Raw genomic sequence first — 24566 nt, forward strand, 5'->3', positions numbered from 1 at the left:
GCTAGCGGGTGCCGCCCTCGTCCAGGCCGTCAAGGGCCTCGAGGACCGTCGCGACCTCGGTGCGCGTCGTGTAGTCGACGTGCACGTCCACGAACCGGACCACACCGTGTTCGTCGATGACGAAGACCGAGGGGAACGGGATCGCGGCGGTTCTGTCGGCGTTGCTGTCGGCGACGTCGAACCCGAGCTCCGTGTGGGCTGCTCGAGCCTCCGGGCTCGGTGCCGTGACGACGCCGAACCGACCGGCGAGCACGTTCTCCGGGTCGGACAGGACCGGGAACGCCAGCTCGCCGTTCGCGATCGACAGCTCGGTGCCCTCGGGGGTCTGCGGCGAGACGGCGACGAGGCGTGCCCCGCGTCCCTGCAGTGCGGGGAGCAGCTCCTGCTGGTAGGTGCGGAGCGTGAGGTTGCAGTACGGGCACCAGGCGCCGCGGTAGAACACCAGCACGGTCGGCGTGTCAGAACGCGCGGCGCCCAGTGACGTGGCGGCGCCCGTCGCGTCCAGCAGCGGAGCATCCGGCGCGTCGTCCCCGACGGCGAGGACGCCGTCGGGGACGCCGTCGGCACGCAGGTCGGCCTGTTCCCGGTCGAACACGGCGCTGAGCTCGGGGCCGATCTGCGCGGTGAAGCCGGCGTTGAACTCGTCGACTCGACGAGCGATGGTGTCGTGGGGCATCGGGTACTCCGTGGTCGTGGGCGGCCGGGTCGCCGTCGGAGGGAGCGTAGGCACGTCCCAGGGTTCGCGGTCCCGTCGCCCGTCACGGAGCGTCACGGAAGCGGGTGGTCGGGGAGTAGCCTCCCGCCAACGAGCAGGGGAGTCACCATGCAGTTCCTCGTCAACGTCATCGACGACGGGCAGGCCGTCGCCGCCGGTCGGACGGAGTCCGCCACCGAGGCCGAGGCCACTGCGGTCGACGCCCTGAACGAACGCCTGGGTGACGCCGTCGTGTTCGCCGCCGGGGTGTCCGCGCCCGCCGACGGCACCGTCGTCGACGCCCGCGGTGGTGGTTCGGACACCACGCCCGGACTGGTGGCCGACAGCTCCGAGTTCGTCGCGGGGTTCTGGGTCATGGAGCTGCCGGACGCCGAGACCGCGCTCCGTGTGGCGCACGAGGCGTCGCAGGCGTGCAACCGGAAGATCGAGGTGCGTCCGCTCCTGTGACGGCGGCGTCACCGTGCGGAGGGCCTCCGCGCCTGCCGACCGCGGCGGGCACGGCGCTCGCCGCGGTGACGCCCGCCCCGACCAGGAACGTCGCCGCGTAGCCCGCCGTACTGACGAGCGCTCCCGCTGCCGCCGCTCCCACGGCCTGCCCGAGCACGAGCGCGACGAAGAGCATCGACGTCCCGGCCGACGACCGCGCAGCGTCGAGTTCGGTCGTCCAGGCGATCAACGCGCCGGTCGCGGCCGTGTAGCCCCAACCGAACACCGCACACGCCAGCATCGCCAGCGCCGTGGACTGCGGCGCGGTACCGAGTGCGACGACCGCCACCGCCACGGCGCCCGCGGTCAGCGCCCAGAGCGTCCGTGCGCGGAGTCCGCTCGTCCACCGTGCCGTCACGGCGACCGCAGCACCGCCGACCCCGAGCGCGATCCACGCCGACACCGACACCACGACGGGCGCGCCGGCGTCGACCAGCGCGGAGCGGCCGTACGTCCACACGACCGCCGACCCGGCGCCGAAGAGCAACGCGAGCGCGATGACCCGTCGGTGCGCTGCGAACCACGCCGTCCCCGGTGCGGCTGGCCGGTCGCCACCGGACCCGCTCCCACGGGACACCGCCGACAGCAAGACGCCGACGACGAGTGCGAAGACCCCGGACCACGCCCAGGCCGTCCGCCAGTCCGGCAGGAGCACGAGTGCGAGCGCCCCGGCGGCGACCAGCCCCGGACCGGTCCCCGAGTTGACGACCGCCTGCGCCGTTCCCTGCGCGGAACCGGGCACCGCGCGTGACACGAGCTGCACGAGGGCCGGGGAGGCGAGCCCGGCCCCGGTGGAGGCGACCACGGCGGCGATCCCGAAGGACCACGGCCCCGGCGCCGCTGCCATCGTGAGCGCACCGACCCCGGCGACCGCGGCGGCTGCGGCGACGAGCACCCGGGGAACGCGTGCGGCGACCAGGAACCCGACCACCGCGCCGACGCAGTACATCGCCGAGGCCCCCGAGGAGACCCAACCGGCGGCGTCCGGGCGCAGGCCGAGGTCGCGTTGGACGTCGGGCAGGAAGAGGCCGAACGCCAGGCGTACCAGCCCGTACGTCGCGGCGATGAGGGCCAGCCCGCTGCCGAGGAGGACCCACTGTCGTAACAAAAACGATCGTTTCACTTTTGAGAGCCTAGGGTGCTTGCATGGCGATGCGTCCAGGAACCGAGCAGCGGCTGCTCGACGCGGCCGAGGAGCTCTTCTTCACGCGCGGCATCGCCGCCACCCCGATCGACGCCGTGCTCGACCGCGCCGGGATCTCGAGCGCCACGCTCTACCGCGGCTACGCGAGCAAGGAAGCCCTGGTCGCCGCGGCCCTCGACCGCCGGCACGACGACTGGCTCGCCACGTGGGACCGCGCGGTCGAGGCTGCTCCCGACGATCGTGGGCGCCTGCTCGCGGTGTTCGACGCGCTCGACGACTACCGGTCGACCGCCGCCGGCTCGCGCTGGTGCGCGTTCCTCGGGACCGCTGCCGAGTACGCGGACGCCCCCGCCGAGGTGCACGAGGTGCTCGACCGCGAGACCGGTGCGCTCCGGACCCGGCTGACCGAACGTGCCGCACCCGTCGTCGGTGAGCGCGCCGGCGCCCTGGCCGACCAGCTGCTGCTCGTCGTCTCCGGGTACCTCGCGATGCGTCTGCGCGATCCGTCGGTCGGCACGGCGACGGCGCGCACGGTCGCCGCCGCGCTCGTCGCAGCAGCCTGACCGCTTGTCAGCGCCCCGGGTTCTCCGACGCCACGCTGGGTATCTTGCCCGGTGTGCAGCGACTCTCCTCGACCCTCGTGATGAAGCGCGTGACCTCTGACGGAACGGTGCCCCTCGGATGACCCGTTCGCGCGCGTCGACGATCACCCGTCGGGCGCTGCTGATCGGGGGAGTCGGCATCGTCGCCGCGGGTGCAGCGGCCGAGGCGGTGAACCTCGACCTGCTGCCGGGTCGGTCGACGATGTACCGCGTGCTCGGGCTCAACGGTGCCGACGGCACGATCCCCGACGTCGACCCGGTCCCCTCGGTCTCCGGCACCTTCGTGTCGGCTTCCAGGAAGGGGCGCACGGTCGGCTGGACCATCGCCGCCCCGGCGTCGGACAACCCGCTGCCGGTGGCCGTCGCGTTGCACGGCTACGGCGACGACCACTCGGCGTTCTTCGGGCGGGCGCTCGGCTGGGACCGGTTCCTCGCGGCGCACATCACGGGCGGCGGCGCTCCGTTCGCGATCGCCTCGATCGACGGCGGCAACCGCTACTGGCACCACCGTTCCGACGGGGACGACCCCGCGGCGATGGTCGTCGACGAGTTCCTGCCCCGGATCGCGCGGCGCGGGTTCGACACCGACCGGCTCGCGCTGACCGGGTACTCGATGGGCGGGTTCGGCGCACTCCGGCTCGGCGGGGTGCTCGGTGCGTCCCGCGTCCGCGCCGTGTCGGCCATCAGTCCGGCGCTCTGGACGTCAGCAGCGGACACCGCCCGAGGAGCCTTCGACGACGCGGCCGACTTCCGTGCGAACACGGTCCTCGGTCGGCAGCGCGCGCTCGACGGGATCGCGGTCCGTGTCGACTGCGGCAACGGTGACGGGTTCGCTCGGGCGGCCCACGCCTACGTCGACGGTTTCGCGACGCCACCCGCCGGGGGCTTCGAGCCCGGCGCCCACACGCACGGCTACTGGCGCCGCCTGGCACCGCAGCAACTCGCCTTCCTCGGCCGCCACCTCGGCCGCTGACCCAGCCCGCGCCCTGGGCGGTCGCCGAGGCGGACGGGAGGCCCGTGGCGGCCCCGCACCGCGCCTCCAGGCCGCCGACCGGTCGCGCCCACGGCCCGTGCCGTGTGGCGAGCAGCGCTCAGCCGCGCCCGCGGTTGCGGCGCCGGATCTCCTTCGGCGCCCGACCAGCCATGAAGGACCTCGCAGGATCGACGAGGAAGCCCTGCCGCAGGGCCTCGCGCCCGACGAGCATCCGGAACCCCATCTGGTCGCGGTTGCTCAGGGTGACCTCGGACACGACGGCGCGCCCGGCCAGGGTGATCGTGGTGAGCACGACGATCCGCTCCTGAGTGTGCCCCGTCGAGCTGCGGATGATGCGCCGGTCGTGCACGTCGCACTCGATCGTGACGGCGTCGGCATCGGTGTCCTGCCACGGGTGCACCGAGAACCGGACCCGGTTGCCGGGGAGTTCTTCGAGGTCGAACGCGTGCAGTGCCGAGCTGCGCGCACCGGTGTCGAGCTTGACCTTGATCCACGGCAGCCCGAGGTCCGGCAGGCCGGCCCACTCGCGCCAGCCGGCGACGACGAGCCCACCGTCGGGGGACTTCGGAGCACGGGCCATGTGCCCATCCTGTCCCATGCGCGACCGTGCCGGTCAGGCGGGCGGGTTCGGCACCATCCGGACGGCGCTCTTCCGCGGCGGCCCGGGCAGCACCGTGACGCCGGCTGCCTCGGCCGCACGTGCTCCGTCGATGACCGCGGTCGCGCCGCCGAGCGACGGTGCCGGCCCCGCGGTTCCGAACAGTGCCCACGCCTCGCCCCCCGGGTCGAATCGCGAGTCGTAGCGGAGCGCATCGACCCGGTCCTTGAACAGCTCGGCCCATGCCTGGGTGACGGCGTAGTCGCCCATGGTCGTGAGTTCGCTCGTCACCCCGAAGCGTGCGGCGCCGGCGCCACTGACGTGGGCGGAGCTCGCATCGGACGGCGGCGTGATCGTCGAGACGCGGAGGACGGCAGCGTCGGCAGCGCTCACTTCGTTGCGGCGGACCTTCGGGCCGAAGAACTCTCGGACAGCGGTCGAAGCTGCGGCTGCGAAGCAGCACGTGCCGTTCGGGTCCCGGAGGTTGAAGCGACCGTGGGGGTGGCTGGCGAAGTACCAGGGCGCGAACTCGGCGAGGTGCGCGCGGAACGCCTCGGCGGGGAGTCTGCCCCCGTCGGGGAAGCCGGTCAGGTCGAGACCGGCCGGTGGTGCGGCCTGGACGACGTCGGTGCGTGCGGCGGTGGTCATCCGAGTCGGAACGCTCCGGCGAGCGCGGCGAGACGGACCGCTTCGTCCGCGCGGTCCGTCCGGAGCGCCTGGGCCGGCGTGAGCCCGTCGAGTTCGTCCGCCGGCGCGTTCAACCACACGGCATCGCCCCAGGGGTCGACCCGCTCGGGGTCCAGGCCAGCCAGGACGTCGCGCAACCGTGGCAGCAGGATGCCCCGTGCATCGAACTGGAACGACGGGTAGAGCCGGAAGCCATCGGCTGACATCACGCAGAGCACGTCGCCGACCTTGGCTTGCGCGTCGAGGGTCTGGCGGCTCATCCGGAACCAGTTCCGCAGGCCGGCGGTGTCGTAGAACGGTCCGACGCGGTCGTCGAGTACATCGGCGCCGGGGATGCTGGCGAGCATCCGCTCGGCGACGGCGTCCATCGATCCGTTCACGCGCTCGACCTCGGCGAGGTCGATCAGGTCGACGTGCCGCAGGAGTGCGGCCACGAGGCGATCCCGGAGGTCGTCGGCCGGACCGGTGGAGGTGGCGGTCGGCGCCGTGACCGGCTCGGTCGAGGACGGTCTCCGCGATCGGACACGCCACTCGGACGACGCGGCTCGCCGCGACGTCGATCGTCCGGACCCTGCGAGCCGAGGGGTCCGGTTGCTCCGGGTCGCCCGGAGACCGTGCTGGTTCTTCGTCATTGCGTACCGTCCGATCAGTCAATCCAACGTACCGCACATGCGTCAAGAAAGTACAACGCGCTCGCTCTCCGAGGCGGTCGGCGGCATCGCGGCGCGGGCGTGCTTGGATGGACCGTCGCCGTCGATCCCACCCCGCGGAGAACCCCTCGATGAAACTCGCCATCCTGTCCCGCGCCCCGCAGGCGTACTCGACCCAGCGCCTCCGTGCTGCGGCGCTCGACCGCGGCCACGACGTCAAGGTGCTGAACACGCTGCGCTTCGCGATCGACCTGTCCGGCGAGGACCCGGACCTGCTGTACCGCGGCAGGCTCCTGTCCGACTACGACGCGGTGCTGCCCCGGATCGGCAACTCGATCACCTACTACGGCACCGCGGTGGTGCGGCAGTTCGAGCAGATGGACGTGTACACGCCGAACACCGCGACCGGCATCACGAACTCCCGCGACAAGCTCCGGGCGAACCAGATCCTGTCCCGCCACCACATCGGCATGCCCGCGACGACGTTCGTGAACAGCCGGGCCGACGTCCGCGGCGCGATCGAACGGGTCGGCGGGGCCCCGGTCGTGATCAAGCTGCTCGAGGGCACGCAGGGGATCGGCGTGATCCTGGCACCGGAGGAGAAGGTCGCCGAGTCGATCGTCGAGACCCTGCACTCGACGAAGCAGAACGTCCTGATCCAGTCGTTCATCTCGGAGAGCCGTGGCCGTGACATCCGCGCCCTCGTCGTCGGCGACCGGGTGGTGGCCGCGATGCGCAGGACGGCGTCGGGGGACGAGTTCCGGTCCAACGTGCACCGTGGCGGCACCGTCGAGAAGGTCACGCTGTCGCCCGAGTACGAGGCGGTCGCTGTTCGGTCGGCGCAGATCATGGGGCTCAAGGTCGCCGGTGTCGACATGCTCGAGGGCAACGACGGTCCGCTCGTGATGGAGGTCAACTCGTCACCGGGGCTCGAGGGGATCGAGCGTGCGACGGGCCTGGACGTCGCCGGCGCGATCATCGACTTCATCGGCAACCAGGTGGCCTTCCCCGAGATCGACGTGCGCCAGCGGCTCAGTGTCTCGACGGGCTACGGCGTCGCCGAGCTGCTCGTGCACACCAACGCCGACCTGGTCGGGAAGACGATCAAGGAGTCCGGGCTGTGGGACCGGGACATCACGGTGCTGACCCTGCACCGGGGCGCGACCGTCATCCCGAACCCGCGCAGTGGCGTCGAGCTGCAGGCCAGTGACCGGCTGCTCTGCTTCGGCAAGCTCGAGGAGATGCGCTCGATGGTGCCCGACCGTCGACGCCGTCGCAGCAAGATCCGGAAGCTCCCGAAGGACGCCTGACACCGCGCGTCCAGCCGAGCCGGACTGCACACACAGGTGAAATGAGGAAGTATGTGTCGGTGACGATCATGACGGAACGGCCGGTCGACCGGGCAGCGAGCAGTGACCGGGCGCCGAGCAGTGAACCCGAGCAGCCCGGCAACGCCACGGCGAAGCACCACAACGTCTCGCTGCTGTCCGTGGCGACGACGACCGCCGAACGCGTGACGACCTCTGCGGACATCGAAGCGCGGCTGCGTGGCGTGCTCCGCCGCCTCCGTCTGCCGATGGGACTGCTCGAGCGGGTCGCCGGTGTGATCGAGCGCCGCAACTGGGGCGAGGGCCAGACCTTCCAGGACGCCGCCATCGACGCCGGCCGTCGTGCCATGGCCGAGGCGGGGGTGCGCCCGGACGAGATCGGCCTGCTGATCAACACCTCGGTGACCCGTCCGCACCTCGAGCCGTCGGTCGCCGTGCGCCTGCACCACGGGCTCGGTCTGCCGTCGTCCGCGATCAACTTCGACATCGCGAACGCCTGCCTGGGGTTCGTCAACGCCATGAGCGTCGCCGCGGGCATGATCGACTCCGGTCAGATCAAGTACGCGCTCGTCGTCGACGGTGAGGACGCCGACCAGGTGCAGCTCAACACCATCGACCGCCTGAACCAGGGCGGTCGGAACCGCAAGGACTTCATGAGCGAGTTCGCGAGCCTGACCCTCGGGTCCGGTGCCGCGGCCGCCGTGCTGGGCCCGGCGGACCTGCACCCCGAGGGACACCGGATCGTCGGCGGCGTCACCCGCGCGGCGACCCAGTGGTACGACCTGTGCGTCGGCAGCGTGGACGGCATGTTCACGGACGCCAAGATGCTGCTCAAGGGCGGCATGGAGCTCGTCGTCGCGGCCTGGACCGAGGCCCGCGCCCACTTCGACTGGGCCGACATGGACCGCTACGTCCTGCACCAGGTCTCCGACGTGCACACCAACGCGTTCGTCGAGGCCATCGGCATCCCGCGCGACAAGGTCCCCACCACCTACCAGCGCTTCGGCAACGTCGGCCCGGCGTCGATCCCGATCACCCTGGCCGACGAGGTCGAGTCCGGCGGCATCCGCCGCGGTGACCGCGTGTTCCTGGGTGGCGTCGGTTCCGGCATCAACACGGCGATGATGGAACTCCACTGGTGAGGTCCCGGCTGCCCCGCGTCGCCGCGAGCACGGCTCCGGCGACGCAGGCGCCCTCCCTGCCCGGACTCGACCCGGCCTGGTCGCGCCTGGTCACGGTGCCGGAATGGTCCGAGAACCGTTCGGGAGGTGGGCCCACGCGGGCCGGTTCCGGGGCGTCGCGGAGCTTGCGGAGCGACGTTCCGGCCGAGCCCGTGGGGACGGATCGCGCCGCGCGCACCTGGCACCTCCTGGACACGGCCGGGTCCCTGGCGGCGCTCGGCGTGGAACCGGTCGGCACCATCCTGTGCGTGCACGGCAACCCGACGTGGTCGTACCTGTGGCGGTCGGTGCTCCGCACCTCGCTCGAGGTCGCCCAGGCCGGTGGCCCGGCCTGGCGCGTGGTCGCCGTCGACCAGCTCGACATGGGCTTCTCGGAGCGCACCGGGGTGGAACGGGGGCTGCCGCAGCGCGTCGCGGACCTCGGCGCCCTGACCGACGAACTCGGGCTGACCGGCCCGGTCGTCACCCTCGGCCACGACTGGGGCGGAGTCGTGTCGCTCGGCTGGGCGGTCGACCACCCCGACGTCCTGGCTGCCGTGGTGACGTGCAACACCGCCGTGCACCAGCCCGACGACGCCCCGATCCCGGCGCCGCTGCGGCTCGCCCTGGGCCCGGGGCTGCTCGGCCGTGCGACCGTCGTGACGCCGGCGTTCCTCGAGACGACGCTCGGCATCGCGCACCCGAAGCTCGACCGTGCCGTGGCCGACGGCTACCGTGCCCCCTACCGCGGTGCCGCGCGTCGTGGTGGCATCGGCGGGTTCGTGGCGGACATCCCCGTCGACGCCCGGCACCGGAGTGCGCCCGAGCTCGACCGGATCGCCGCCGGGGTCGCTGCGCTCGACGTCCCGGCGCTGCTGCTCTGGGGTCCCCGCGACCCGGTGTTCCTGGAGCGCTACCTCGACGACCTGTCCGAGCGGCTGCCGCAGGCCGACGTGCACCGGTTCGAGGGTGCCGGCCACCTGCTGCCCGACGACGCCGACGTGGCGGGGGCGGTGTTCGACTGGATCGGCGACCGCCTGCCGGACGGACACGTGCCTGCTCCAGCCGAGAAGGGCCTCCCGGTCGACGCCGACCAGTCGACCGACGTGAGCCGCCCGCTCGGCGCCGCGCTCGAGGACCTGCGCGACAGCGACGAACCCGCCCTGGTCGAGATGGCCGCGGCCGGCGGCCCCCGGACGATCACGTGGCGTCTGCTCGCCCGTCGGGTGGACGAGATCGCCGCCGGGCTGGACGACCTCGGTGTCCGGAGCGGTGACCGGGTCTCGCTCCTCGTCACCCCGGGAGCCGACCTGACGGCCGTCCTGTACGCCTGCGTGCGGATCGGCGCGGTCGTCGTGGTGGCGGATGCCGGACTGGGGCTGCGCGGCCTGACCCGTGCGGTCCGCGGAGCCCGGCCCGACTGGATCATCGGCGCGCTGCCCGGCCTCGGAGCCGCTCGTGCACTCGGCTGGCCGGGTCGGCGCATCGCGACGGTCCCGCTGCCCGCACCCGCACGGCGTGCGCTGCGCGTCGAGCACACGCTCGTCGACGTCGCCCGGCGGGGAGCCCGTCGGCTCGCCCACGGTTCCGTGCTGCCCACGGTGCCGGCGTCCGACGCCCCCGCCGCGATCCTGTTCACCTCCGGGTCGACCGGACCGGCGAAGGGCGTCGTCTACACGCACGGACAGCTCGGTGCCGTCCGCGACGTCCTGGCGGCCCAGTACGACATCGGTGTCGGCACCGGCCTCGTCGCGGGCTTCGCCCCCTTCGCGCTGCTCGGTCCGGCCCTCGGTGCCCGGTCGGTGGCGCCGGACATGGACGTCACCGCGCCCCGGACCCTGACGGCGCACGCCGTTGCGGCCTCGGTGGCCGCGGCGGACGCGACGGTGGTGTTCCTGTCGCCGGCGGCGTTGGCGAACGTCGTGGCGACGGCATCGGTGCTGACCGACGCCGATCGCGCGGCGCTCGCGCGCGTCCGGTTGTTCCTGTCGGCGGGCGCCCCGGTGTCGGCCGCGCTGCTGACCGCGGCGACCGAGCTGATGCCGAACGCGAGTGCGCACACCCCCTACGGCATGACCGAGGGGCTGCTCATGACCGACGTCGACCTGGACGGCGTCCGTTCGGCAGCGGCCTCGGACGACGAGGGCATCTGCGTCGGACTCCCGGCGGCGAACGTGCGGGTGCGGATCGCGCCGCTCGACACCGCGGGTGCTGCGACCGGTGCGCTGACCGACGCGGCGGGCGTCACGGGCGAGATCGTCGTCGTGGCACCGCACGTGCGCGACCACTACGACCGGCTCTGGCGGACGAACCGCGTCGCGCGGCTCGGCGTCGAGGACCCGCGCGGACACCGCACCGGTGACGTCGGACACCTGGACGCCTCCGGGCGCCTCTGGGTCGAGGGGCGGATGCAGCACGTGCTCACCACCCCCGACGGTGTCGTCACCCCGGTCGGACCGGAGCAGCGCATCGAGGGCGTTCCCGGGGTCGGCCGTGCCGGCGTGGCGGGGATCGGCCCGCGCGGGACGCAGCAGGTCGTGGCCGTCGTCGAGACCACCGGCGGGCGACGTGCCCGACGGCCCGCCCTGGCTCCGCCGGCGTTGGCCGCGTCGGTCCGGGCCGCGGCCGGGGTCCCGCTCGCAGCGGTGCTGACCGTGCCCGTGCTGCCGACCGACATCCGGCACAACTCGAAGGTCGACCGCGCCCGGCTGTCCCGCTGGGCCACCGTGGTGCTATCGGGTGGACGGATGGTCCGCCCGTGAGGGTCCTGGTCACCGGGGCGAGCGGGTTCCTCGGACAGGCCACGGCCGCAGCCGTGCGGGACGCCGGACACGAGGTCCGCACGTTCCAGCGACGGCCGTCCGGGGTCGCGGGCGTGCGGGACGTCGCCGGATCGATGACCGACGCCGCAGCCGTGGCACGCGCGGTCGACGGTGTCGACGCCGTCGTGCACCTCGCCGCGAAGGTCTCCCTGGCCGGTGATCCGGCCGACTTCGTCCGCGTGAACGTCGAGGGCACTCGAACGCTCGTCGACGCCGCACGTCGTGCCGGTGCCCGGCGCTTCGTGTTCGTGTCGTCGCCGTCGGTCGCGCACACCGGATCGTCGCTCGTCGGGGCCGGAGCGGGCGTCGCCGAACCGCAGCACGCGCGCGGCGACTACGCCCGCACGAAGGCCGCGGCCGAACTGCTCGCGCTCGACGCCGACGCTCCGGGGTTCGCCGTCGTCGCCGTCCGGCCGCACCTGGTGTGGGGCCCGGGGGACACGCAGTTGATCGGCCGCATCGTCGAGCGGGCACGGGCCGGGCGACTGCCGTTGCTCGACTCCGGTGCCGCTTTGATCGACACCCTGTACGTGGACAACGCCGCGTCGGCCATGGTCGCGGCGCTCGAGCACGCTGCCGACGACGGGGTGCACGGCAACGCCTACGTCGTCACGAACGGCGAGCCCCGGCCGGTCGCGGACCTGCTCGCCGGGATCTGCGCGGCCTCGGGGGTCGCGGTACCGCGGTGGCACGTGCCGGCAGCGGTCGCACGGGCCGCGGGGTCGCTGGTCGAGGCCGTGTGGCGGGTGCGTCCGGGGCAGGACGAGCCGCCGATGACGCGGTTCCTCGCCGAGCAGCTCTCCACGGCGCACTGGTTCGACCAGCGCCGCACCCGAGCCGACCTGCAGTGGGCCCCGTCGGTGTCGATCGACGAGGGCCTCGCGCGCTTGGCAGCGGCTCAGACCTCGTCGGCCGCCACGTAGACCCAGGCCGACCGACCCGAGGTGAGCTCGACCCGGATGCGCTGGTAGTCCGACACCTCGTACGCGTCGACGGCACGCAGGTGCCACTCGTGGCCCAGGGTCAGAGCCACGCCGTCGACGACGTCGCCCGCTGCGCCCCGGCGGAGGATCGGGTGGCGGTCCGAGCCACTCGCCCGGATGACCTCGGGGTCGGTGATCGTCACCCAGTCGAGTCGCCAGCCGGGCAGCGTGTCCGGGGTGGTGGGGACGTGTTCGCCGAACAGCGACTCCTGCACGAGCGGCTGCCGCAGCGTGCCGTACGAGAACACCCGGTGTGTGGTGCCGGGCCACGCTGCGGAGCGTCGGATCGGCTTCGGACCGATCGTCGGGGTCGACGTCCACACGAGTGCTCCGGTGACTCCGGTGAGGCCGAGGTGGAGCAGCCCGGCGACGACGAGGAGGATCCCCCAACCGGCGCCGACGGCGATCGCGATGATGCCGACGACGAGACAGACGAGCGCGAACGCGCCGAGACCGATGACCCAGCGCTGGCCGGGGGAGAGACGCTTCACGTCGCGAGGGTAGCGGACGGGAGGCCCGGATCACGTGCGCCGATCGGCGCAGGTGATCCGGGCCTCCTGTCCGGACGCGGCGTCAGCCGCAGAACTCCGTCGGTGGCGACTGGTCGACGGTGCTGACCCAGACCGAGTTCGCCCGCTCGCCCGAGCCCACGGATGGGAACCGGAAGCTCACGAACACCCCGTTGACGGTGGTCGTCCAGCCGCCGTAGGGCGAGTCCGACGGCTGGGCGGCGTCGTTGCCCGGCTCCGTGTAGTGCAGGTCCGGGTACGCCGCTCGCAACTCGGTGAGGGTGCTGCCGGTCCCGAGTCCCGCAGCCGTCGTCGGTCCCGCCACCTCGTCGGAGTTCATCCCGACCATGACGCTCGCGATCGTTCCGTCGTCCGCCTTCACGACGGTCAGTGCCGGGTTGTTGCGGTCGTCCGCGTACCAGAACACCACGTTCGGGTTCAGGCAGCCGTCGCTCGCCGTGTACACGCCGTCCAGGTCGTCCGTCTCGGCGGTGTACTCCCCGCCGAGCGCGATCGGCCCCACCTCGCTGCCGGAGATCGTCCACGTGTCCGGGTCCGACAGCGAGTACGGCGCCCGTGTGGAGGTGGGCGTCGCCGATGGTGTCGACGTCGGCGTCGGCTGTCCGACGACCGGGGCGCCCGACGGCGTCTCGGTCTGCGTCGGTTCCGTGGACGGTGACGCGGTCGGAGTGGGCTCCGCGGTGATCGACGTCGGGATGAGGCCGAGTGCGACCCCACCGCCGGCGGCTCCGAGCAGGAGCACCCCGACGACGCCGATCGCGATGCCGACACGACGGCCGTGGCGCTTCGGGCGAGGGGTGGCCCGCTCGAGGACGTTCTGCTTCATCGAGACGAGCATGCGCTGCAGGTCGTCTCCCTCGGGAGGTTCAGTGTTCATCGTGCGTCACCGCCTTCCTGAGTCGTCGGCGGGACCGCGAGACCCGCTGGGTGACCGCTCCGACACTGAGTCCGAGCAGCTGTGCGGCCTCGGCGTAGGAGTACCCCTGCAGCAGGCACAGCTCGCAGATGCGGCGATCGGTCTCCGGCAACGCGGCGATCTCGCTCCGGACCCACCGGAGTTGCTCGGAAGCATCGGTGGTGTCGGCGGGGGCGGCGAGGTCGAAGGGCAGTTCGTCGCCGGCGTGCTTCGCGTTGCGGCGACCGAGGTTCTTCGCGTGGTTGCGGCACACGACCAACAGCCACGGCAGGAGCGTGCCGGTGGGGAGCTGGAGGCCGTCGGCGCGTTGCCAGAGCGTCAGGAACGTGTCCTGGACCAGTTCCTCGACGTCCTGCTTGCTGCCCGCGATCGCCCACGCGTACCGGGTGAGCGTGGGCGCGAACCGGTCGAACGCGGTCGCGAGTGCTGCTCTGTCCCCCGAGGCGAGGCGCCGTGCGAGGCCGGCGTCGTCATCTGCGGTGTTGTCCACGGTGCTCCCTTCACTACGACAATGTCGTGAAGAGGCCGAACATGACACGGATCACGACACGATTCGTCCGTGTCGTGATCCGATGGTGATGCGGGAGGTGTCAGCCGTGCCGCTTCGCGGCCTTGGCGATCTTCTTGCCCAGCTTCTTGCGGGCCTTGCGGGCGTGCGGGTCGTTCCAGGCCTTGCGGACGGTCTCGCCCTTGGACGTCTTGATCACCGGACGGTTGGCGCGGGAGCCGAACCAGAACCCGACGAGGACGATCAGGACGATGACGATGATGCGGTTGCGCATGGTGGGACTCCTTGGTCGATGGTGCAGGTGCCGGCGGATCAGCCGGTGAAGCGTTGCCAGAGCTCGGTGATGATGGGCCACACGTCGCCGGCGCGGTCGGCGGACCCGACGGCCACCAGCACCACGGGGACGATCGTGACGGCGATGCTCACCAGGACGGCGAGCACGACCGAGATCGTCGCCGTCGTGGTGTGCCGACGGGTGAGCGCCGTCGCGAGGAGCGCCAGCACGACGACCAGCCCGAGGACCGCGACGACCGTGACCCGCACGAACGGGAACGGCACGAGGCCCGCGGTCGTGGCGGTGATGCCGCCGAGGAACCCGACCAGGGGCAGGAACGCCCCGAGCAGGACCCCGGCGACCAGGACCACACCGACGCCGCCGGCGATCCAGACACCGCGCGGCCGGGGTCGTCGGGTGCGGGGCCGACGACCGCCGGACCAGGCGGTGGTCACGGTCGGTCCGTGGTCGGGGCGGCCGGCTGGTCGCCGTCGCGGGCTGCTGCCCGCGCTGCCTCGCTCGCGTCGGCTGCGGCGTCGGCGGCGTCCTGCGCGGCGTCCTCGGCGGAGTCGGCGGCACGCACGGCGGCGTCGGCAGCGGTCTCGGAGGACACGACGGGGGTCGCAGTGTCCTCGTCGGCTGCGACGGCCGCACGTGCACGGCCGGCGGCGTCGCGCGCGGTGTCAGCGGCGTCCCGTGCGCCCTCGGACGCACGGTCGAGCGCATCGGACGCGGCTTCGTGCACACGGCCGGCGGTGGCGGTCGTCGCGTCCACGGCCTGTGCAGCGGCGTCCGCGGACACGTCGGCCGCACGCTTGGTGGCGTCGGCTGTCGCATCGGCAGCCTGCTTGGTCGCCTCGGCGGTGGCCGCCGCCGCACGCTTGGCGGTGTCGACCGTTGCGTCGGCCGCACGCTTGGTGGCGTCGGCGGTGACCTCGGCGGCCTGCTTCGTGACGTCGGCCGTGGCGTCCGCAGCGCGCTTCGTCGCCTCGGCCGTCGCGTCGGCCGCCTGCTTCGTGGCGTCGACGGTCGCCGTCGCCACACGCTTCGTGGTCTCGCTCGTCGCCTTCGCGGCGTCCTGCACGGCATCGCCGACAGCAGTGGCCGCTCGCTCGACGGGCGAGGGCTCGTCGTCGAACGGTCCGTGCACGTCGAGCACGCGGACGTCAACGGTCGTCGGCACGGATGCGACCTGGCCGGCTGCTGCGGCGACCTGTCGTTTCACCTCGTCGGCGACCTCGCGGACGTTCCGCGGGTAGGTCACGATCACGGAGACCTGCACCGCGAAGGTGCCGTCCTCGTCGTCGACCTGCACACCGGCGGTCCCGGCGGAGCGGCCGAGCCGCTTCCGCACTTCGTCGGCTGCTCGGGACACGGTCCCGCCGAGGTGGTGCACGCCGGGCACGCCGAGCGCCGTCTCCGCCGCGGTTCGCGCGATGAGCATCGCGGGGGTCGCGTCGTCGGGCAGCGGCTCCGTCAGTTCTGCGGGCAGGGCCACCTCGGTGACCTGCGTGTGCGCATGGGGGTCGTGCTGCATGGTTCCTCCTCGTTCGGGTCCGCGGAACGCATCGGGGCACTCGACGTCGCGAGTGCCCCGACACGCATCGAGCGTCCTAGTTCTTGAAGACGTCCTTGACGTCCTCGCCGGTCTTCTTGACGCTCGCGGAGGCCTGGTCCTTCTGGCCCTCGGCGACCTTGGAGTCGTCGTTCGTGGCGTTCCCCACTGCCTCCTTCGCCTTGCCGGCGAGGTCCTGGGCAGCGTTCTTGATCTTGTCGTCGAGTCCCATGACGGGTCCTTTCATCGGTCGGGCGTTCGCCCGGTGGTGGGTGTTGCGTGGGTCTTCGGTGGGCCGGGAGGCCCGGGGTCGCGTCCGGCTGACGGGTGTCAGTGGACGCGGGTCGACTTCGCGAGCGCCGAACGGGTCCCACCGGTCAGGTGGACCAGGACGGGCACCTCGCGGCCGAGCGTGCGGTCGAGGACCGCGACGGCGCGGTCGACGGCGTCGAGCACCGAGACGGCGTCCCCGCCGCGGCGGACCGCGACGCGGATGCGAGCGGCACGCTGCTTGCGCACCAGGTAGGTGTCGACGCGGGAGCCGACGACGTCGCGGACACCGGCGAGCTCGTGCTCGACGACGTCGCGGACGAGTGCGACGTTCACCGTGACGGCGTCCTCGCCCGAGCGCTCGCGGACGGCGACGGACGTGCCGCCCCCGCCGCGGGTGAACACCCAGACCAGGGCGAGCACGATCACGACGGCGCAGGCGGCGGCGACGATCCAGAGCGAGGACGCGGGGACGTCCAGGCTGCTCGGCAGGTCGATGGTGGGCTTGATCGCGTCCTGCACGGCGGGCACAACGCCCGCGCCGATCGTGAGACCGACGACGACGGCGACGAGGCCGAGGACGAAGAGGATGATCCGGTTCATGGTCCGGTTGCTCTTGGTCATGCGAGGGTCCCCTTCTCGTCGACGCGGACGCGGATGTTCCGGCCGAATCGTTCGTCGAGACCACTGAGGCGGTCGCGGACGGCTGCCTGCACGGCCTGCTCGTCGACCGGGATGCCGGTGACGGGCACGATCCGGACGTCGGTGCGCCGACCGCGGGCGGTGGCCGAGGCGTTGCCCTCGGGGACCCCTGCTGCCGTGCCGGCGGCGTTGGCCGCCGTGGAGGCGACGATGCGGGTGTCGATGACGACGGCACCACGGTCGTGCTGGACGACCGAGCGGTGCTGGCGACCCGGCTTCAGGGCCAGGACGATCAGCACGATGCCGAGGACCACGAGCACGACGGCGATGACCTCGGCGATCGTGACGAACGCGGCGTCGGGCTGCAGTGCGGCGTCGACGGCGGTCTGCGGGTCGGCGAGGAGCGGAGGCCGCCCGATCGCCCGCAGGACCGACTCGGTGCCGATCCACGCGGCGACCAGTGCGAGGACCACCAGCGCCACCGCCACTGCGGTCGAGCGGGAGCGGTGCACGCTCCGACGACGGATGCGTCGTTCGACGGAACCGTTGCTCATGATGGTCTCCTACCGGGTTCGGGACTCGCGCTCGCGCACGATCCCGGTGAGTTCGATGTGGGCACTGCCGACGCGGCGGCCGGTGAGTTCGCTCACGCGGCGCTTGACCTCGTCGGCGACCTGGGCCGAACGGGCGACGAGGTCGTCGCCCGCGGCGATCGGGCCGGTGACGTCGAGGGCCATCGCTCCGGCCGCGTCTCCGAGACCGACCCTGACCCGCTTGGCGGGGGCGCCGAGCCGTTCGGCTGCGACGGCCCGCGCCAGCGAGGTCAGTGCACGAGCGGTGATCTCGACGCGGCCCGGGACGACGTCCGGGCCGGCGTTCACCGGGAGCTCCGGCGCCCGGTGAGCACGTCGGTCAGGGCGCCACGGTCGATCTTGCCGGTGGCGAGGGCGGCCACGAGGGCCCCGATCGCACCGAAGACGATGACCAGGACGAAGCCCCAGAACCCGAACTGCAGTGCGACGACTGCGAGGACGGCGCCGATGAGGGCACCGATCAGTGTGTTGCTCATGCGACTCGCGCTTCCTTCTTCTCGTCGTTGTCGTCGTCGTCGTCACCCGGGATGAAGACGTCCTGGACGGTCACGTTGACCTCGGCGACCTCCATGCCGACGATCTGCTCGAGGGCACGTGCGACGCTGCTGCGGACGCCGTCGGCGACCTGCTGGAGCGACACCGGGTACTCGGCGACGATGACGATGTCCGCGGCGACCTGCTTCTCGCCGACCTCGACCTTGACGCCCTGACCGTGGTCGCGCTGGCCGATCGCGTCGCGGAGGGCGCCGATCGCACGGGCAGCGCCGCCGCCGAGCGAGTGCACGCCGTTGACCTCGCGGGCCGCGATGCCGGCGACCTTCGACACGACGGTGTCGTCGATGACGGTCTTGCCGGTGACGCCGCTGTTCGAGCCGGCGTGCGAAGTGGTCCGGGCCGCAGCGGTGGTTGCCGGGGTGGTGGTGATGGAGTCAGCCATGGTTCGTTCCTTCCGAGTGACCCGCCGGGCGTTCCCAGCGGTTGCTGTTCACGGATGAGACGGGCTGCACCAGAGATTCGTCACACATGACTTTTCGGATTCGGCGGAAGTCCAGGAATCTCCGGAAACACGGGGATGTGGCTGTACCCCCTGGCCGTCCGCTCAGGCGGTTTCGCGTGTTCCGTCCGCCGCGTTGCGTTCTGCAGCGGCGCGGATCGCCCGGGCACACGCCATCGGGGACTCGCCCCGCTCGGCCCGGAAGAGCTGCTGCAGGCGTCGCGGCAGGACCCCGGCGGCGTCGGCGATGTCCTGCAGGGAGAGGTCCTCGTCGGTGTGCTCCTCGATGAACGCGACCGCGCGGCGGACGCGCCACGACGACCGACCGCTGTCGGGGCGTGCGGCCAACGACGTGCGGAGCGTGGCGGCGGGGTCCTCGCCGAACCGCTCGCGGTAGGCGGTGGCGAACCGGCCCGGGTTGGTGAAGCCCCACCGACGCGCGACCACGGCGACCCCGTCCGCACCGGGGGCCCGGTCGTCGCCCGCGCGCAGGAGCTCACTCCGGGCACGGTCGAGCCGGTGCTCGCGCAGGAACCGGTGCGGCGTGGAGTCGAGGGTGCGGGCGAACACGTCCTGCAGTCCCCGCTGGCTGAGCCCGCACGCCGCGGCGATGTCCGACACCGCCGGACGTTCGGCCGCGTGCTGCTCGACGTAGCGGATCGCGTCGCGCAGGCGGTTCGCGACGGGGACGTCGTCGCCGCGGTTGCGGATCGGGAAGGTGTCGAGCACGACGATCGCCAGGCGACGGTTCAGGGCCGTCCGCATCGGACCGACCACGCGGTCGTCCACGAGGGCCGGGCCGAGCTCCCCGATCAGGTGGCGCAGCGGTTCGCGGCGAGCGATGACCTCGTCCTGCTGCTCGAACAGCAGTGGGCCGTCCGGCAGCCGGTAGCCGAGGTCGCGCCCCACGGTCCGCAGGAACGAGTCGGCGATGTGCACCCCGTTGTAGACGGTGCCGTCCGACTCGAAGCGGTACGCCTCGGACGCACTCGCGATGTACGGGCTGCCCGGCTCGACCACGCGCGTGCGGTCGGGGAAGTGCATCTCGAGTCGGCCCCTGGTGAGCCAGAAGACCACGTGGTCCGCCCGCGCCCCGATCACCCCGCCGCGTCGCCCACCCTCGGCACGCATGGTCCGCAGCGTCAGGTCGTCGTCGCCCACCACGGTGTACTCGTAGCGGGTGTCGTTCGTCGCGTACGTCTCCGAGGCGAAGTCGGACCCGTGGTACTCCGCCTCGAAGATGTCGGAGTAGTCGGAACCGTCGCCGTCGGCGAACCGCAGTCTGCGGAAGCCGTTCGTCGCCGGATCGGTCATGGTCGAAATCATGACATCGACGGCACGGCGAGGTGAATACCCTCGTTCGTGTCCGGGGGTCGATCCGAGGGAATACCCTAGGGGGGTACCGTATTGAGGACCGTGGAGGCCACCATGCACGAACACGTCGGGTACATCGGCGACAAGGACGACCTGCTCAAGCGGCTCCGTCGCGCCGAGGGCCAGGTACGCGGCATCGCCCGCATGGTCGAGGACGAGACGTACTGCATCGACGTCCTCACCCAGATCTCGGCGGCGAACCGGGCGCTCGAACGCGTGGCGCTGTCGCTGCTCGAGGACCACCTCAAGCACTGCGTCGCCGAGGCGGTCGCCGAGGGTGGCGACGCCGCGGACGAGAAGGTCCGCGAAGCGAGCCAGGCCATCGCCCGGCTCGTGCGCTCGTGACCGCCGCCCGCACCCGAACCACAGGAGGAGACACCGTGACCACCGAACTGCTGCTCGTCGAGGGCATGACCTGCGAGCACTGCGTGCTGAGCGTGACCGAGGAACTCACCGAACTCGAGGGGGTGTCCGACGTCGCCGTCGCGCTCGTCCCCGGCGGTGCCTCGTCGGTGACCGTCACCTCGGACGCACCCGTCGACGCCGGTGCCCTCCGCGGTGCGGTCGCCGAGGCGGGGTACGAGGTCGTGCCGTCGTGACGGACGGCATCGTCGAGCTCGACATCACGGGCATGACCTGCGCCTCGTGCGCGAACCGCATCGAACGGAAGCTCGGCAAGCTCCCCGGGGTCACCGCCACCGTCAACTACGCCACCGAGAAGGCACAGGTGCAGGTCGCCGCGGACGGCCCCGCCGACCCCGCTGCCCTCATCGCCGCCGTCGAGTCCGCGGGTTACGGTGCGACCGTCCCTGCGCCGCCGGCCGACACGACGGAGCCGGACGACGACGCCGACGACCCGGCCGCTGCGCTGCGCCGACGACTCGTCGTGTCGACGGTCCTGGCCGTGCCGGTCGTCCTGCTCTCGATGGTGCCGGTCCTGCAGTTCCCGAACTGGCAGTGGCTCGCGCTGACGCTCGCCGCGCCCGTCGCGGTGTGGGGTGCGCTCCCGTTCCACCGCGCCGCGTGGGTGAACGCCCGACACGGTGCCGCGACCATGGACACCCTGGTCAGTGTGGGTGTGCTGGCCGCCTTCGGCTGGTCCCTCTACGCCCTCTTCTTCGGCGACGCCGGCACCACCGGCATGCACATGACGTTCTCGTGGATCGCGACCGATCCCGAGGCGACCGACCTGTACCTCGAGGTCGCCGCGGCCGTGACGGTGTTCATCCTGGCCGGCCGGTACATGGAGGCCCGCGCCAAGAAGCAGTCCGGGGCGGCACTCCGCGCCCTGCTCGAACTCGGCGCGAAGGAGGCCACGGTGCTGCGCGACGGCGTCGAGCAGCGGGTCGCCGCGTCGGCGCTCGTCGTCGGGGACGTCGTCGTCGTGCGGCCAGGGGAGCGGATCCCCAGCGACGGCCTCGTGCAGGACGGGTCCTCGGCCGTGGACCGCAGCATGGTCACCGGCGAATCCGTCCCGGTCGAGGTCGGACCGGGCGACCGGGTGACCGGCGCGACGATCAACGTCGGCGGCCGGCTCGTGGTCGCCGTCACCCGCGTCGGCGCCGACACCGAGCTCGCCCGGATGGGACGGCTCGTCGAGGACGCGCAGACCGGCAAGGCCGACGTCCAACGCCTGGCCGACCGGGTCTCCGGCGTCTTCGTGCCGATCGTCATCGGGCTCGCCGTGCTGGCGTTCGTCGGCTGGCTCGTGCTCGGCGGCTCGGTCACGGCGGCGTTCACCGCGGCCGTCGCCACGCTCATCATCGCCTGCCCGTGCGCCCTCGGACTCGCGACGCCGACCGCACTGCTCGTCGGCACCGGCCGCGGGTCCCAGCTCGGCATCCTGATCGGTGGCCCGCAGGTGCTCGAACGGACCCGTGGCGTCGACACCATCGTGCTCGACAAGACCGGCACCGTCACCACCGGCGAGATGACCCTGCGCGCCGTGACCTCGATGGACGCGACCCTCGACGCGGACGCCGTGCTCCGACTGGCCGCCGCCGTCGAGCACGGATCGGAACACCCCGTGGCACGAGCGGTCGTGCGGGCCGCGACAGCCCGGCAGCTCGACGTCCCGGCCGCCGAGCAGTTCGACTCCACCCCCGGCGCCGGCGTGCAGGCCGTCGTGGACGGCGACGTCGTGCTCGTCGGCGGGACCGGCTGGCTCGCCGCGTCCTGGGCGGTCGTCGTGCCCGACGACGCCTCGGCCGCGATCACCGCCGCCGAGGCCGACGGGGGCACCGCGGTCGTCGTCGCGCGGAACGGCCGCGTGCTGGGCGTCGTGGTCGTCGGCGACACCGTGAAGCCCGAGGCAGCCGACGCGGTCGCGCGCTTCGTGGCCCTCGGTCTGCACCCCGTCCTGCTCACCGGCGACAACGACGGCGCCGCACGGGCCGTCGCCGCACGGGTCGGCATCGACGAGGTGCACGCCCGCGCGACCCCGGCCGGCAAGCTCGACGCCGTCCGGGGCATGCAGGCCCAGGGGCGGAGCGTGGCCATGGTCGGTGACGGCGTCAACGACGCTGCGGCGCTCGCCGCGGCCGACCTCGGCATCGCGATGGGGGCCGGCACCGACGCCGCGATCGCGGCCAGTGACATCACGGTCGTGAGCGGTCGGCTCACCGTCGTCGCCGATGCCGTCCGACTGTCGCGCGCCACGCTCGGCATCATCAAGGGCAACCTGTTCTGGGCGTTCGCGTACAACGTGGCGGCGATCCCGCTCGCGATGGCGGGGCTGCTCAACCCGGTACTCGCCGGCGCCGCCATGGCGTTCTCGTCGGTGTTCGTCGTGACGAACAGCCTGCGGCTGCGGCGTTTCGCACCCCGGCCCTGAGGTCGACCACCCGCCGGACGTGACGCGCGCAGCGAACGCGCCCCGTGCCTCCCGTCCGGCGGTGCGCGCGACGGTGCCGACGGCACTACGCTCGAAGACGGTCCGCGACGCACTGGTGCGGTGACCTGCGGGCTGTACGTCTCGAACGTGATCCCAGGAGGACCGAAGTGACCGAATCCGCTCCCGTCGACCCCACATCGACCGAAGGCTGGAAGAAGCTCGACAGCATCGCTGCCGACTTCACCCCTGACCTGCGCGGGTGGTTCGACAGCGACCCCGGCCGTGCCGAGCAGTACACGTTCCAGGCAGCCGACCTGACCGTGGACCTGTCGAAGGGCCTCGTCACCGAGGACATCCTCGCCGCCCTGCTGCAGGTCGCGAAGGACACCGGCGTCGCCGAGCGCTTCCAGGCGATGCTGTCCGGCGAGCACATCAACGTCACCGAGGACCGTGCCGTCCTGCACACCGCGCTCCGCCGTCCGAAGGCGACCGAGGGGCTCGTCCCGGCGGCGCCGCTGACCGTCGACGGCCAGGACGTCGACGCCGACGTGCACGCCACGCTCGACAAGGTCTACGCGTTCGCGTCGCAGGTGCGTGACGGCTCGTGGACCGGTGTCACCGGCAAGCGCATCGAGACCGTCGTCAACATCGGCATCGGTGGGTCCGACCTCGGCCCCGTCATGGTCTACGAAGCACTCAAGCCGTACGTCCAGCCCGGCCTCGAAGCGCGCTTCGTGTCGAACATCGACCCCGCGGACATCTACGAGAAGACCGTGGACCTCGACCCCGAGACGACGCTGTTCATCGTCGCGTCGAAGACCTTCGGCACCCTCGAGACCCTGACGAACGCGCGCCTCGCACGCCAGTGGCTGTGGGAGCGGCTCGGCCTGACCGACGCCGGTGACGACGAGAAGACGAACGCCGTCGCGAAGCACTTCGTCGCCGTCTCCACCGCGCTCGACAAGGTCGAGGCCTTCGGCATCGACCCCGAGAACGCCTTCGGGTTCTGGGACTGGGTGGGCGGCCGCTACTCCGTCGACTCCGCGATCGGCACGAGCGTCATCGTCGCGATCGGCCAGGAGAACTGGGAGCAGTTCCTCGCCGGCTTCCACGCCATCGACGAGCACGTCCGCACCACGCCGCTCGAGCAGAACGTCCCGGTCCTGATGGGCCTGCTCAACGTCTGGTACACGAACTTCCTCGGTGCGCAGAGCCACGCGGTCCTGCCGTACACGCAGTACCTGCACCGCTTCGCCGCGTACCTGCAGCAGCTCACCATGGAGTCGAACGGCAAGCGGGTCCGCTGGGACGGCTCGCCCGTCACCACCGAGACCGGCGAGGTCTTCTGGGGCGAGCCCGGCACGAACGGCCAGCACGCGTTCTACCAGCTCATCCACCAGGGCACCCGCCTGATCCCGGCCGACTTCATCACGGTCGCGAACCCGGCCCGTCCGCTCAAGGACGAGACCGGTGACGGCAAGGGCGTCGCACCCGGCACCGACGTGCACACGCTGTTCCTGGCGAACTTCTTCGCGCAGACCAAGGCGCTCGCGTTCGGCAAGAGCGCCGACGAGGTCCGTGCCGAGGGCACCACCGACGAGGGCATCGTCGCGGCGCGCACGTTCCCGGGCAACAAGCCGACGACGTCGATCCTGGCGCCGGAGCTCACCCCGAGCGTGCTCGGCCAGCTCATCGCGCTCTACGAGCACATCGTGTTCACCGAGGGCACGATCTGGGGCATCGACTCGTTCGACCAGTGGGGCGTGGAGCTCGGCAAGCAGCTGGCGCTGCAGGTCACGCCCGCCGTCGAGGGCGACCAGGCCGCGCTCGACGCGCAGGACGCCTCGACCAAGGCGCTCATCGCGAAGTACCTGGAGCTGCGCAAGTAGCGAGGTGCCCACCTGACGG

At 72.3% G+C, this 24566-nt stretch carries 29 protein-coding genes; 11 read left to right on the plus strand and 18 right to left on the minus strand.

All coding sequences use genetic code 11. The features are described 5' to 3' along the window. Position 1: 1 nt before the first annotated feature. Complete coding sequence (locus tag EDF42_RS17425) at positions 2-676, minus strand: peroxiredoxin-like family protein (protein WP_123673682.1); 675 nt, start codon at positions 674-676, stop codon at positions 2-4. Between the two features lie 147 nt (positions 677-823). On the opposite strand from EDF42_RS17425, the gene EDF42_RS17430 reads away from it, so the two are divergent. Beyond that, positions 824-1162 (plus strand): YciI family protein, encoded by a 339-nt coding sequence (locus EDF42_RS17430; RefSeq protein WP_123673684.1) that lies wholly within the window; start codon positions 824-826, stop codon positions 1160-1162. Here EDF42_RS17430 and EDF42_RS17435 read toward each other — a convergent pair. After that, the gene (locus tag EDF42_RS17435) at positions 1068-2324 is read right to left on the minus strand and encodes an MFS transporter (RefSeq protein WP_185041037.1); all 1257 of its coding nucleotides are present in this window, start codon (positions 2322-2324) and stop codon (positions 1068-1070) included. The genes EDF42_RS17430 and EDF42_RS17435 overlap by 95 nt on opposite strands. Before the next feature lie 23 nt (positions 2325-2347). Here EDF42_RS17435 and EDF42_RS17440 point away from each other — a divergent pair, with 23 nt between their 5' ends. Continuing rightward, entirely contained in the window at positions 2348-2908 is a 561-nt protein-coding gene (locus tag EDF42_RS17440) for a TetR/AcrR family transcriptional regulator (RefSeq protein WP_123341169.1), read from the plus strand. 118 nt (positions 2909-3026) lie between these two features. Continuing rightward, positions 3027-3920, plus strand: a complete 894-nt coding sequence (locus EDF42_RS17445; RefSeq protein ID WP_221181045.1) for an alpha/beta hydrolase family protein — start codon at positions 3027-3029, stop codon at positions 3918-3920. A 118-nt stretch (positions 3921-4038) separates the two neighbouring features. Here the strand turns inward: EDF42_RS17445 and EDF42_RS17450 are convergent, their stop codons facing one another. From EDF42_RS17450 to EDF42_RS17460, 3 genes are read right to left on the minus strand one after another with little or no spacing between them, the layout of a single operon-like run. Then, positions 4039-4521, minus strand: coding sequence for a RimK/LysX family protein (locus tag EDF42_RS17450; RefSeq protein ID WP_123341168.1), 483 nt, complete (start codon positions 4519-4521; stop codon positions 4039-4041). Positions 4522-4554: 33 nt separating this feature from the next. Then, positions 4555-5187: an RES family NAD+ phosphorylase gene (locus EDF42_RS17455; protein WP_123341167.1), complete on the minus strand. Its 633-nt coding sequence runs from the start codon at positions 5185-5187 to the stop codon at positions 4555-4557. Continuing rightward, on the minus strand, positions 5184-5660 hold the full coding sequence (locus EDF42_RS17460) for a hypothetical protein (RefSeq protein ID WP_148053910.1): 477 nt from the start codon (positions 5658-5660) through the stop codon (positions 5184-5186). Before EDF42_RS17460 ends, EDF42_RS17455 begins: the two co-directional genes overlap by 4 nt. Positions 5661-6007: 347 nt before the next feature. Between EDF42_RS17460 and rimK the strand changes: the two genes are divergently transcribed. Genes rimK through EDF42_RS17480 form a run of 4 tightly spaced genes read left to right on the plus strand, consistent with a single transcriptional unit; the run spans position 6008 to position 12109 of the window. Next, entirely contained in the window at positions 6008-7186 is a 1179-nt protein-coding gene (rimK, locus tag EDF42_RS17465; RefSeq protein ID WP_111084765.1) for a 30S ribosomal protein S6--L-glutamate ligase, read from the plus strand. 41 nt (positions 7187-7227) lie between these two features. Then, on the plus strand, positions 7228-8346 hold the full coding sequence (locus EDF42_RS17470; RefSeq protein ID WP_228505810.1) for a 3-oxoacyl-ACP synthase III: 1119 nt from the start codon (positions 7228-7230) through the stop codon (positions 8344-8346). 8 nt (positions 8347-8354) lie between these two features. Next, entirely contained in the window at positions 8355-11126 is a 2772-nt protein-coding gene (locus EDF42_RS17475) for an alpha/beta fold hydrolase (protein WP_123673798.1), read from the plus strand. Further along, positions 11123-12109: an NAD(P)-dependent oxidoreductase gene (locus tag EDF42_RS17480; RefSeq protein WP_123673687.1), complete on the plus strand. Its 987-nt coding sequence runs from the start codon at positions 11123-11125 to the stop codon at positions 12107-12109. Before EDF42_RS17475 ends, EDF42_RS17480 begins: the two co-directional genes overlap by 4 nt. Here EDF42_RS17480 and EDF42_RS19305 read toward each other — a convergent pair. The 13 genes from EDF42_RS19305 to EDF42_RS17545 form a co-directional block, all read right to left on the minus strand. Then, positions 12085-12660 carry a gamma-glutamylcyclotransferase family protein gene (locus EDF42_RS19305; RefSeq protein WP_260213573.1) on the minus strand — a complete coding sequence of 192 codons (576 nt, stop codon included), beginning with the start codon at positions 12658-12660 and terminating at the stop codon, positions 12085-12087. The genes EDF42_RS17480 and EDF42_RS19305 overlap by 25 nt on opposite strands. 82 nt (positions 12661-12742) lie before the next feature. Then, positions 12743-13576 carry a hypothetical protein gene (locus tag EDF42_RS17490; RefSeq protein ID WP_148067859.1) on the minus strand — a complete coding sequence of 278 codons (834 nt, stop codon included), beginning with the start codon at positions 13574-13576 and terminating at the stop codon, positions 12743-12745. Continuing rightward, entirely contained in the window at positions 13566-14105 is a 540-nt protein-coding gene (locus tag EDF42_RS17495) for an RNA polymerase sigma factor (RefSeq protein ID WP_123341163.1), read from the minus strand. Before EDF42_RS17495 ends, EDF42_RS17490 begins: the two co-directional genes overlap by 11 nt. A 100-nt stretch (positions 14106-14205) precedes the next feature. Then, positions 14206-14397 carry a hypothetical protein gene (locus EDF42_RS17500; RefSeq protein WP_123673690.1) on the minus strand — a complete coding sequence of 64 codons (192 nt, stop codon included), beginning with the start codon at positions 14395-14397 and terminating at the stop codon, positions 14206-14208. A gap of 38 nt (positions 14398-14435) precedes the next feature. Further along, a complete protein-coding gene (locus EDF42_RS17505) occupies positions 14436-14852 on the minus strand; it encodes an MFS transporter permease (protein WP_123673692.1) in 417 nt (138 codons plus the stop codon). Continuing rightward, positions 14849-15934: an Asp23/Gls24 family envelope stress response protein gene (locus EDF42_RS17510; RefSeq protein WP_123673694.1), complete on the minus strand. Its 1086-nt coding sequence runs from the start codon at positions 15932-15934 to the stop codon at positions 14849-14851. Before EDF42_RS17510 ends, EDF42_RS17505 begins: the two co-directional genes overlap by 4 nt. 76 nt (positions 15935-16010) lie before the next feature. Next, positions 16011-16184 carry a CsbD family protein gene (locus tag EDF42_RS17515; protein ID WP_123341159.1) on the minus strand — a complete coding sequence of 58 codons (174 nt, stop codon included), beginning with the start codon at positions 16182-16184 and terminating at the stop codon, positions 16011-16013. Positions 16185-16282: 98 nt separating this feature from the next. After that, positions 16283-16846: a hypothetical protein gene (locus tag EDF42_RS17520; protein ID WP_123339563.1), complete on the minus strand. Its 564-nt coding sequence runs from the start codon at positions 16844-16846 to the stop codon at positions 16283-16285. Beyond that, entirely contained in the window at positions 16843-17418 is a 576-nt protein-coding gene (locus EDF42_RS17525; protein ID WP_123673696.1) for a DUF6286 domain-containing protein, read from the minus strand. The genes EDF42_RS17520 and EDF42_RS17525 overlap by 4 nt, the downstream gene beginning before the upstream one ends. A 9-nt stretch (positions 17419-17427) precedes the next feature. Continuing rightward, positions 17428-17745, minus strand: a complete 318-nt coding sequence (locus EDF42_RS17530) for a hypothetical protein (protein WP_123291765.1) — start codon at positions 17743-17745, stop codon at positions 17428-17430. Continuing rightward, positions 17742-17933 carry a DUF2273 domain-containing protein gene (locus tag EDF42_RS17535; RefSeq protein ID WP_123291766.1) on the minus strand — a complete coding sequence of 64 codons (192 nt, stop codon included), beginning with the start codon at positions 17931-17933 and terminating at the stop codon, positions 17742-17744. The genes EDF42_RS17530 and EDF42_RS17535 overlap by 4 nt, the downstream gene beginning before the upstream one ends. Beyond that, on the minus strand, positions 17930-18394 hold the full coding sequence (locus EDF42_RS17540) for an Asp23/Gls24 family envelope stress response protein (RefSeq protein ID WP_123673698.1): 465 nt from the start codon (positions 18392-18394) through the stop codon (positions 17930-17932). Before EDF42_RS17540 ends, EDF42_RS17535 begins: the two co-directional genes overlap by 4 nt. Before the next feature lie 162 nt (positions 18395-18556). Then, positions 18557-19765 carry an AraC family transcriptional regulator gene (locus EDF42_RS17545; RefSeq protein ID WP_185041039.1) on the minus strand — a complete coding sequence of 403 codons (1209 nt, stop codon included), beginning with the start codon at positions 19763-19765 and terminating at the stop codon, positions 18557-18559. Positions 19766-19879: 114 nt separating this feature from the next. Between EDF42_RS17545 and EDF42_RS17550 the strand changes: the two genes are divergently transcribed. From EDF42_RS17550 to pgi, 4 genes are all read left to right on the plus strand, one after another. After that, positions 19880-20170: a metal-sensitive transcriptional regulator gene (locus EDF42_RS17550; RefSeq protein WP_111084793.1), complete on the plus strand. Its 291-nt coding sequence runs from the start codon at positions 19880-19882 to the stop codon at positions 20168-20170. 35 nt (positions 20171-20205) lie between these two features. Further along, the gene (locus EDF42_RS17555; RefSeq protein ID WP_333925306.1) at positions 20206-20424 is read left to right on the plus strand and encodes a heavy-metal-associated domain-containing protein; all 219 of its coding nucleotides are present in this window, start codon (positions 20206-20208) and stop codon (positions 20422-20424) included. Positions 20425-20456: 32 nt separating this feature from the next. Beyond that, positions 20457-22658 (plus strand): heavy metal translocating P-type ATPase, encoded by a 2202-nt coding sequence (locus EDF42_RS17560; protein ID WP_395865883.1) that lies wholly within the window; start codon positions 20457-20459, stop codon positions 22656-22658. A gap of 167 nt (positions 22659-22825) precedes the next feature. Beyond that, entirely contained in the window at positions 22826-24547 is a 1722-nt protein-coding gene (gene pgi, locus EDF42_RS17565; protein ID WP_123673704.1) for a glucose-6-phosphate isomerase, read from the plus strand. Positions 24548-24566: the final 19 nt, after the last annotated feature.

It is taken from the genome of Curtobacterium sp. PhB172, from assembly GCF_003752545.1.
Lineage (GTDB): Bacteria > Actinomycetota > Actinomycetes > Actinomycetales > Microbacteriaceae > Curtobacterium.

Coding starts and splice junctions, on each gene's coding strand:
- EDF42_RS17440 (WP_123341169.1), top strand. CDS start 2,348: ATGGCGATGCGTCCAGGAACCGAGCAGCGGCTGCTCGACGCGGCCGAG.
- EDF42_RS17510 (WP_123673694.1), bottom strand. CDS start 15,934: ATGCAGCACGACCCCCATGCGCACACGCAGGTCACCGAGGTGGCCCTG.
- EDF42_RS17560 (WP_395865883.1), top strand. CDS start 20,457: ATGACCTGCGCCTCGTGCGCGAACCGCATCGAACGGAAGCTCGGCAAG.
- EDF42_RS17500 (WP_123673690.1), bottom strand. CDS start 14,397: ATGCGCAACCGCATCATCGTCATCGTCCTGATCGTCCTCGTCGGGTTC.
- EDF42_RS17540 (WP_123673698.1), bottom strand. CDS start 18,394: ATGGCTGACTCCATCACCACCACCCCGGCAACCACCGCTGCGGCCCGG.
- EDF42_RS17470 (WP_228505810.1), top strand. CDS start 7,228: ATGAGGAAGTATGTGTCGGTGACGATCATGACGGAACGGCCGGTCGAC.
- EDF42_RS17450 (WP_123341168.1), bottom strand. CDS start 4,521: ATGGCCCGTGCTCCGAAGTCCCCCGACGGTGGGCTCGTCGTCGCCGGC.
- EDF42_RS17515 (WP_123341159.1), bottom strand. CDS start 16,184: ATGGGACTCGACGACAAGATCAAGAACGCTGCCCAGGACCTCGCCGGC.
- EDF42_RS17535 (WP_123291766.1), bottom strand. CDS start 17,933: ATGAGCAACACACTGATCGGTGCCCTCATCGGCGCCGTCCTCGCAGTC.
- EDF42_RS17520 (WP_123339563.1), bottom strand. CDS start 16,846: ATGACCAAGAGCAACCGGACCATGAACCGGATCATCCTCTTCGTCCTC.
- EDF42_RS17490 (WP_148067859.1), bottom strand. CDS start 13,576: ATGAACACTGAACCTCCCGAGGGAGACGACCTGCAGCGCATGCTCGTC.
- EDF42_RS17455 (WP_123341167.1), bottom strand. CDS start 5,187: ATGACCACCGCCGCACGCACCGACGTCGTCCAGGCCGCACCACCGGCC.
- EDF42_RS17525 (WP_123673696.1), bottom strand. CDS start 17,418: ATGAGCAACGGTTCCGTCGAACGACGCATCCGTCGTCGGAGCGTGCAC.
- EDF42_RS17550 (WP_111084793.1), top strand. CDS start 19,880: ATGCACGAACACGTCGGGTACATCGGCGACAAGGACGACCTGCTCAAG.
- EDF42_RS17425 (WP_123673682.1), bottom strand. CDS start 676: ATGCCCCACGACACCATCGCTCGTCGAGTCGACGAGTTCAACGCCGGC.
- EDF42_RS17545 (WP_185041039.1), bottom strand. CDS start 19,765: ATGACCGATCCGGCGACGAACGGCTTCCGCAGACTGCGGTTCGCCGAC.
- EDF42_RS17445 (WP_221181045.1), top strand. CDS start 3,027: ATGACCCGTTCGCGCGCGTCGACGATCACCCGTCGGGCGCTGCTGATC.
- rimK (WP_111084765.1), top strand. CDS start 6,008: ATGAAACTCGCCATCCTGTCCCGCGCCCCGCAGGCGTACTCGACCCAG.
- EDF42_RS17430 (WP_123673684.1), top strand. CDS start 824: ATGCAGTTCCTCGTCAACGTCATCGACGACGGGCAGGCCGTCGCCGCC.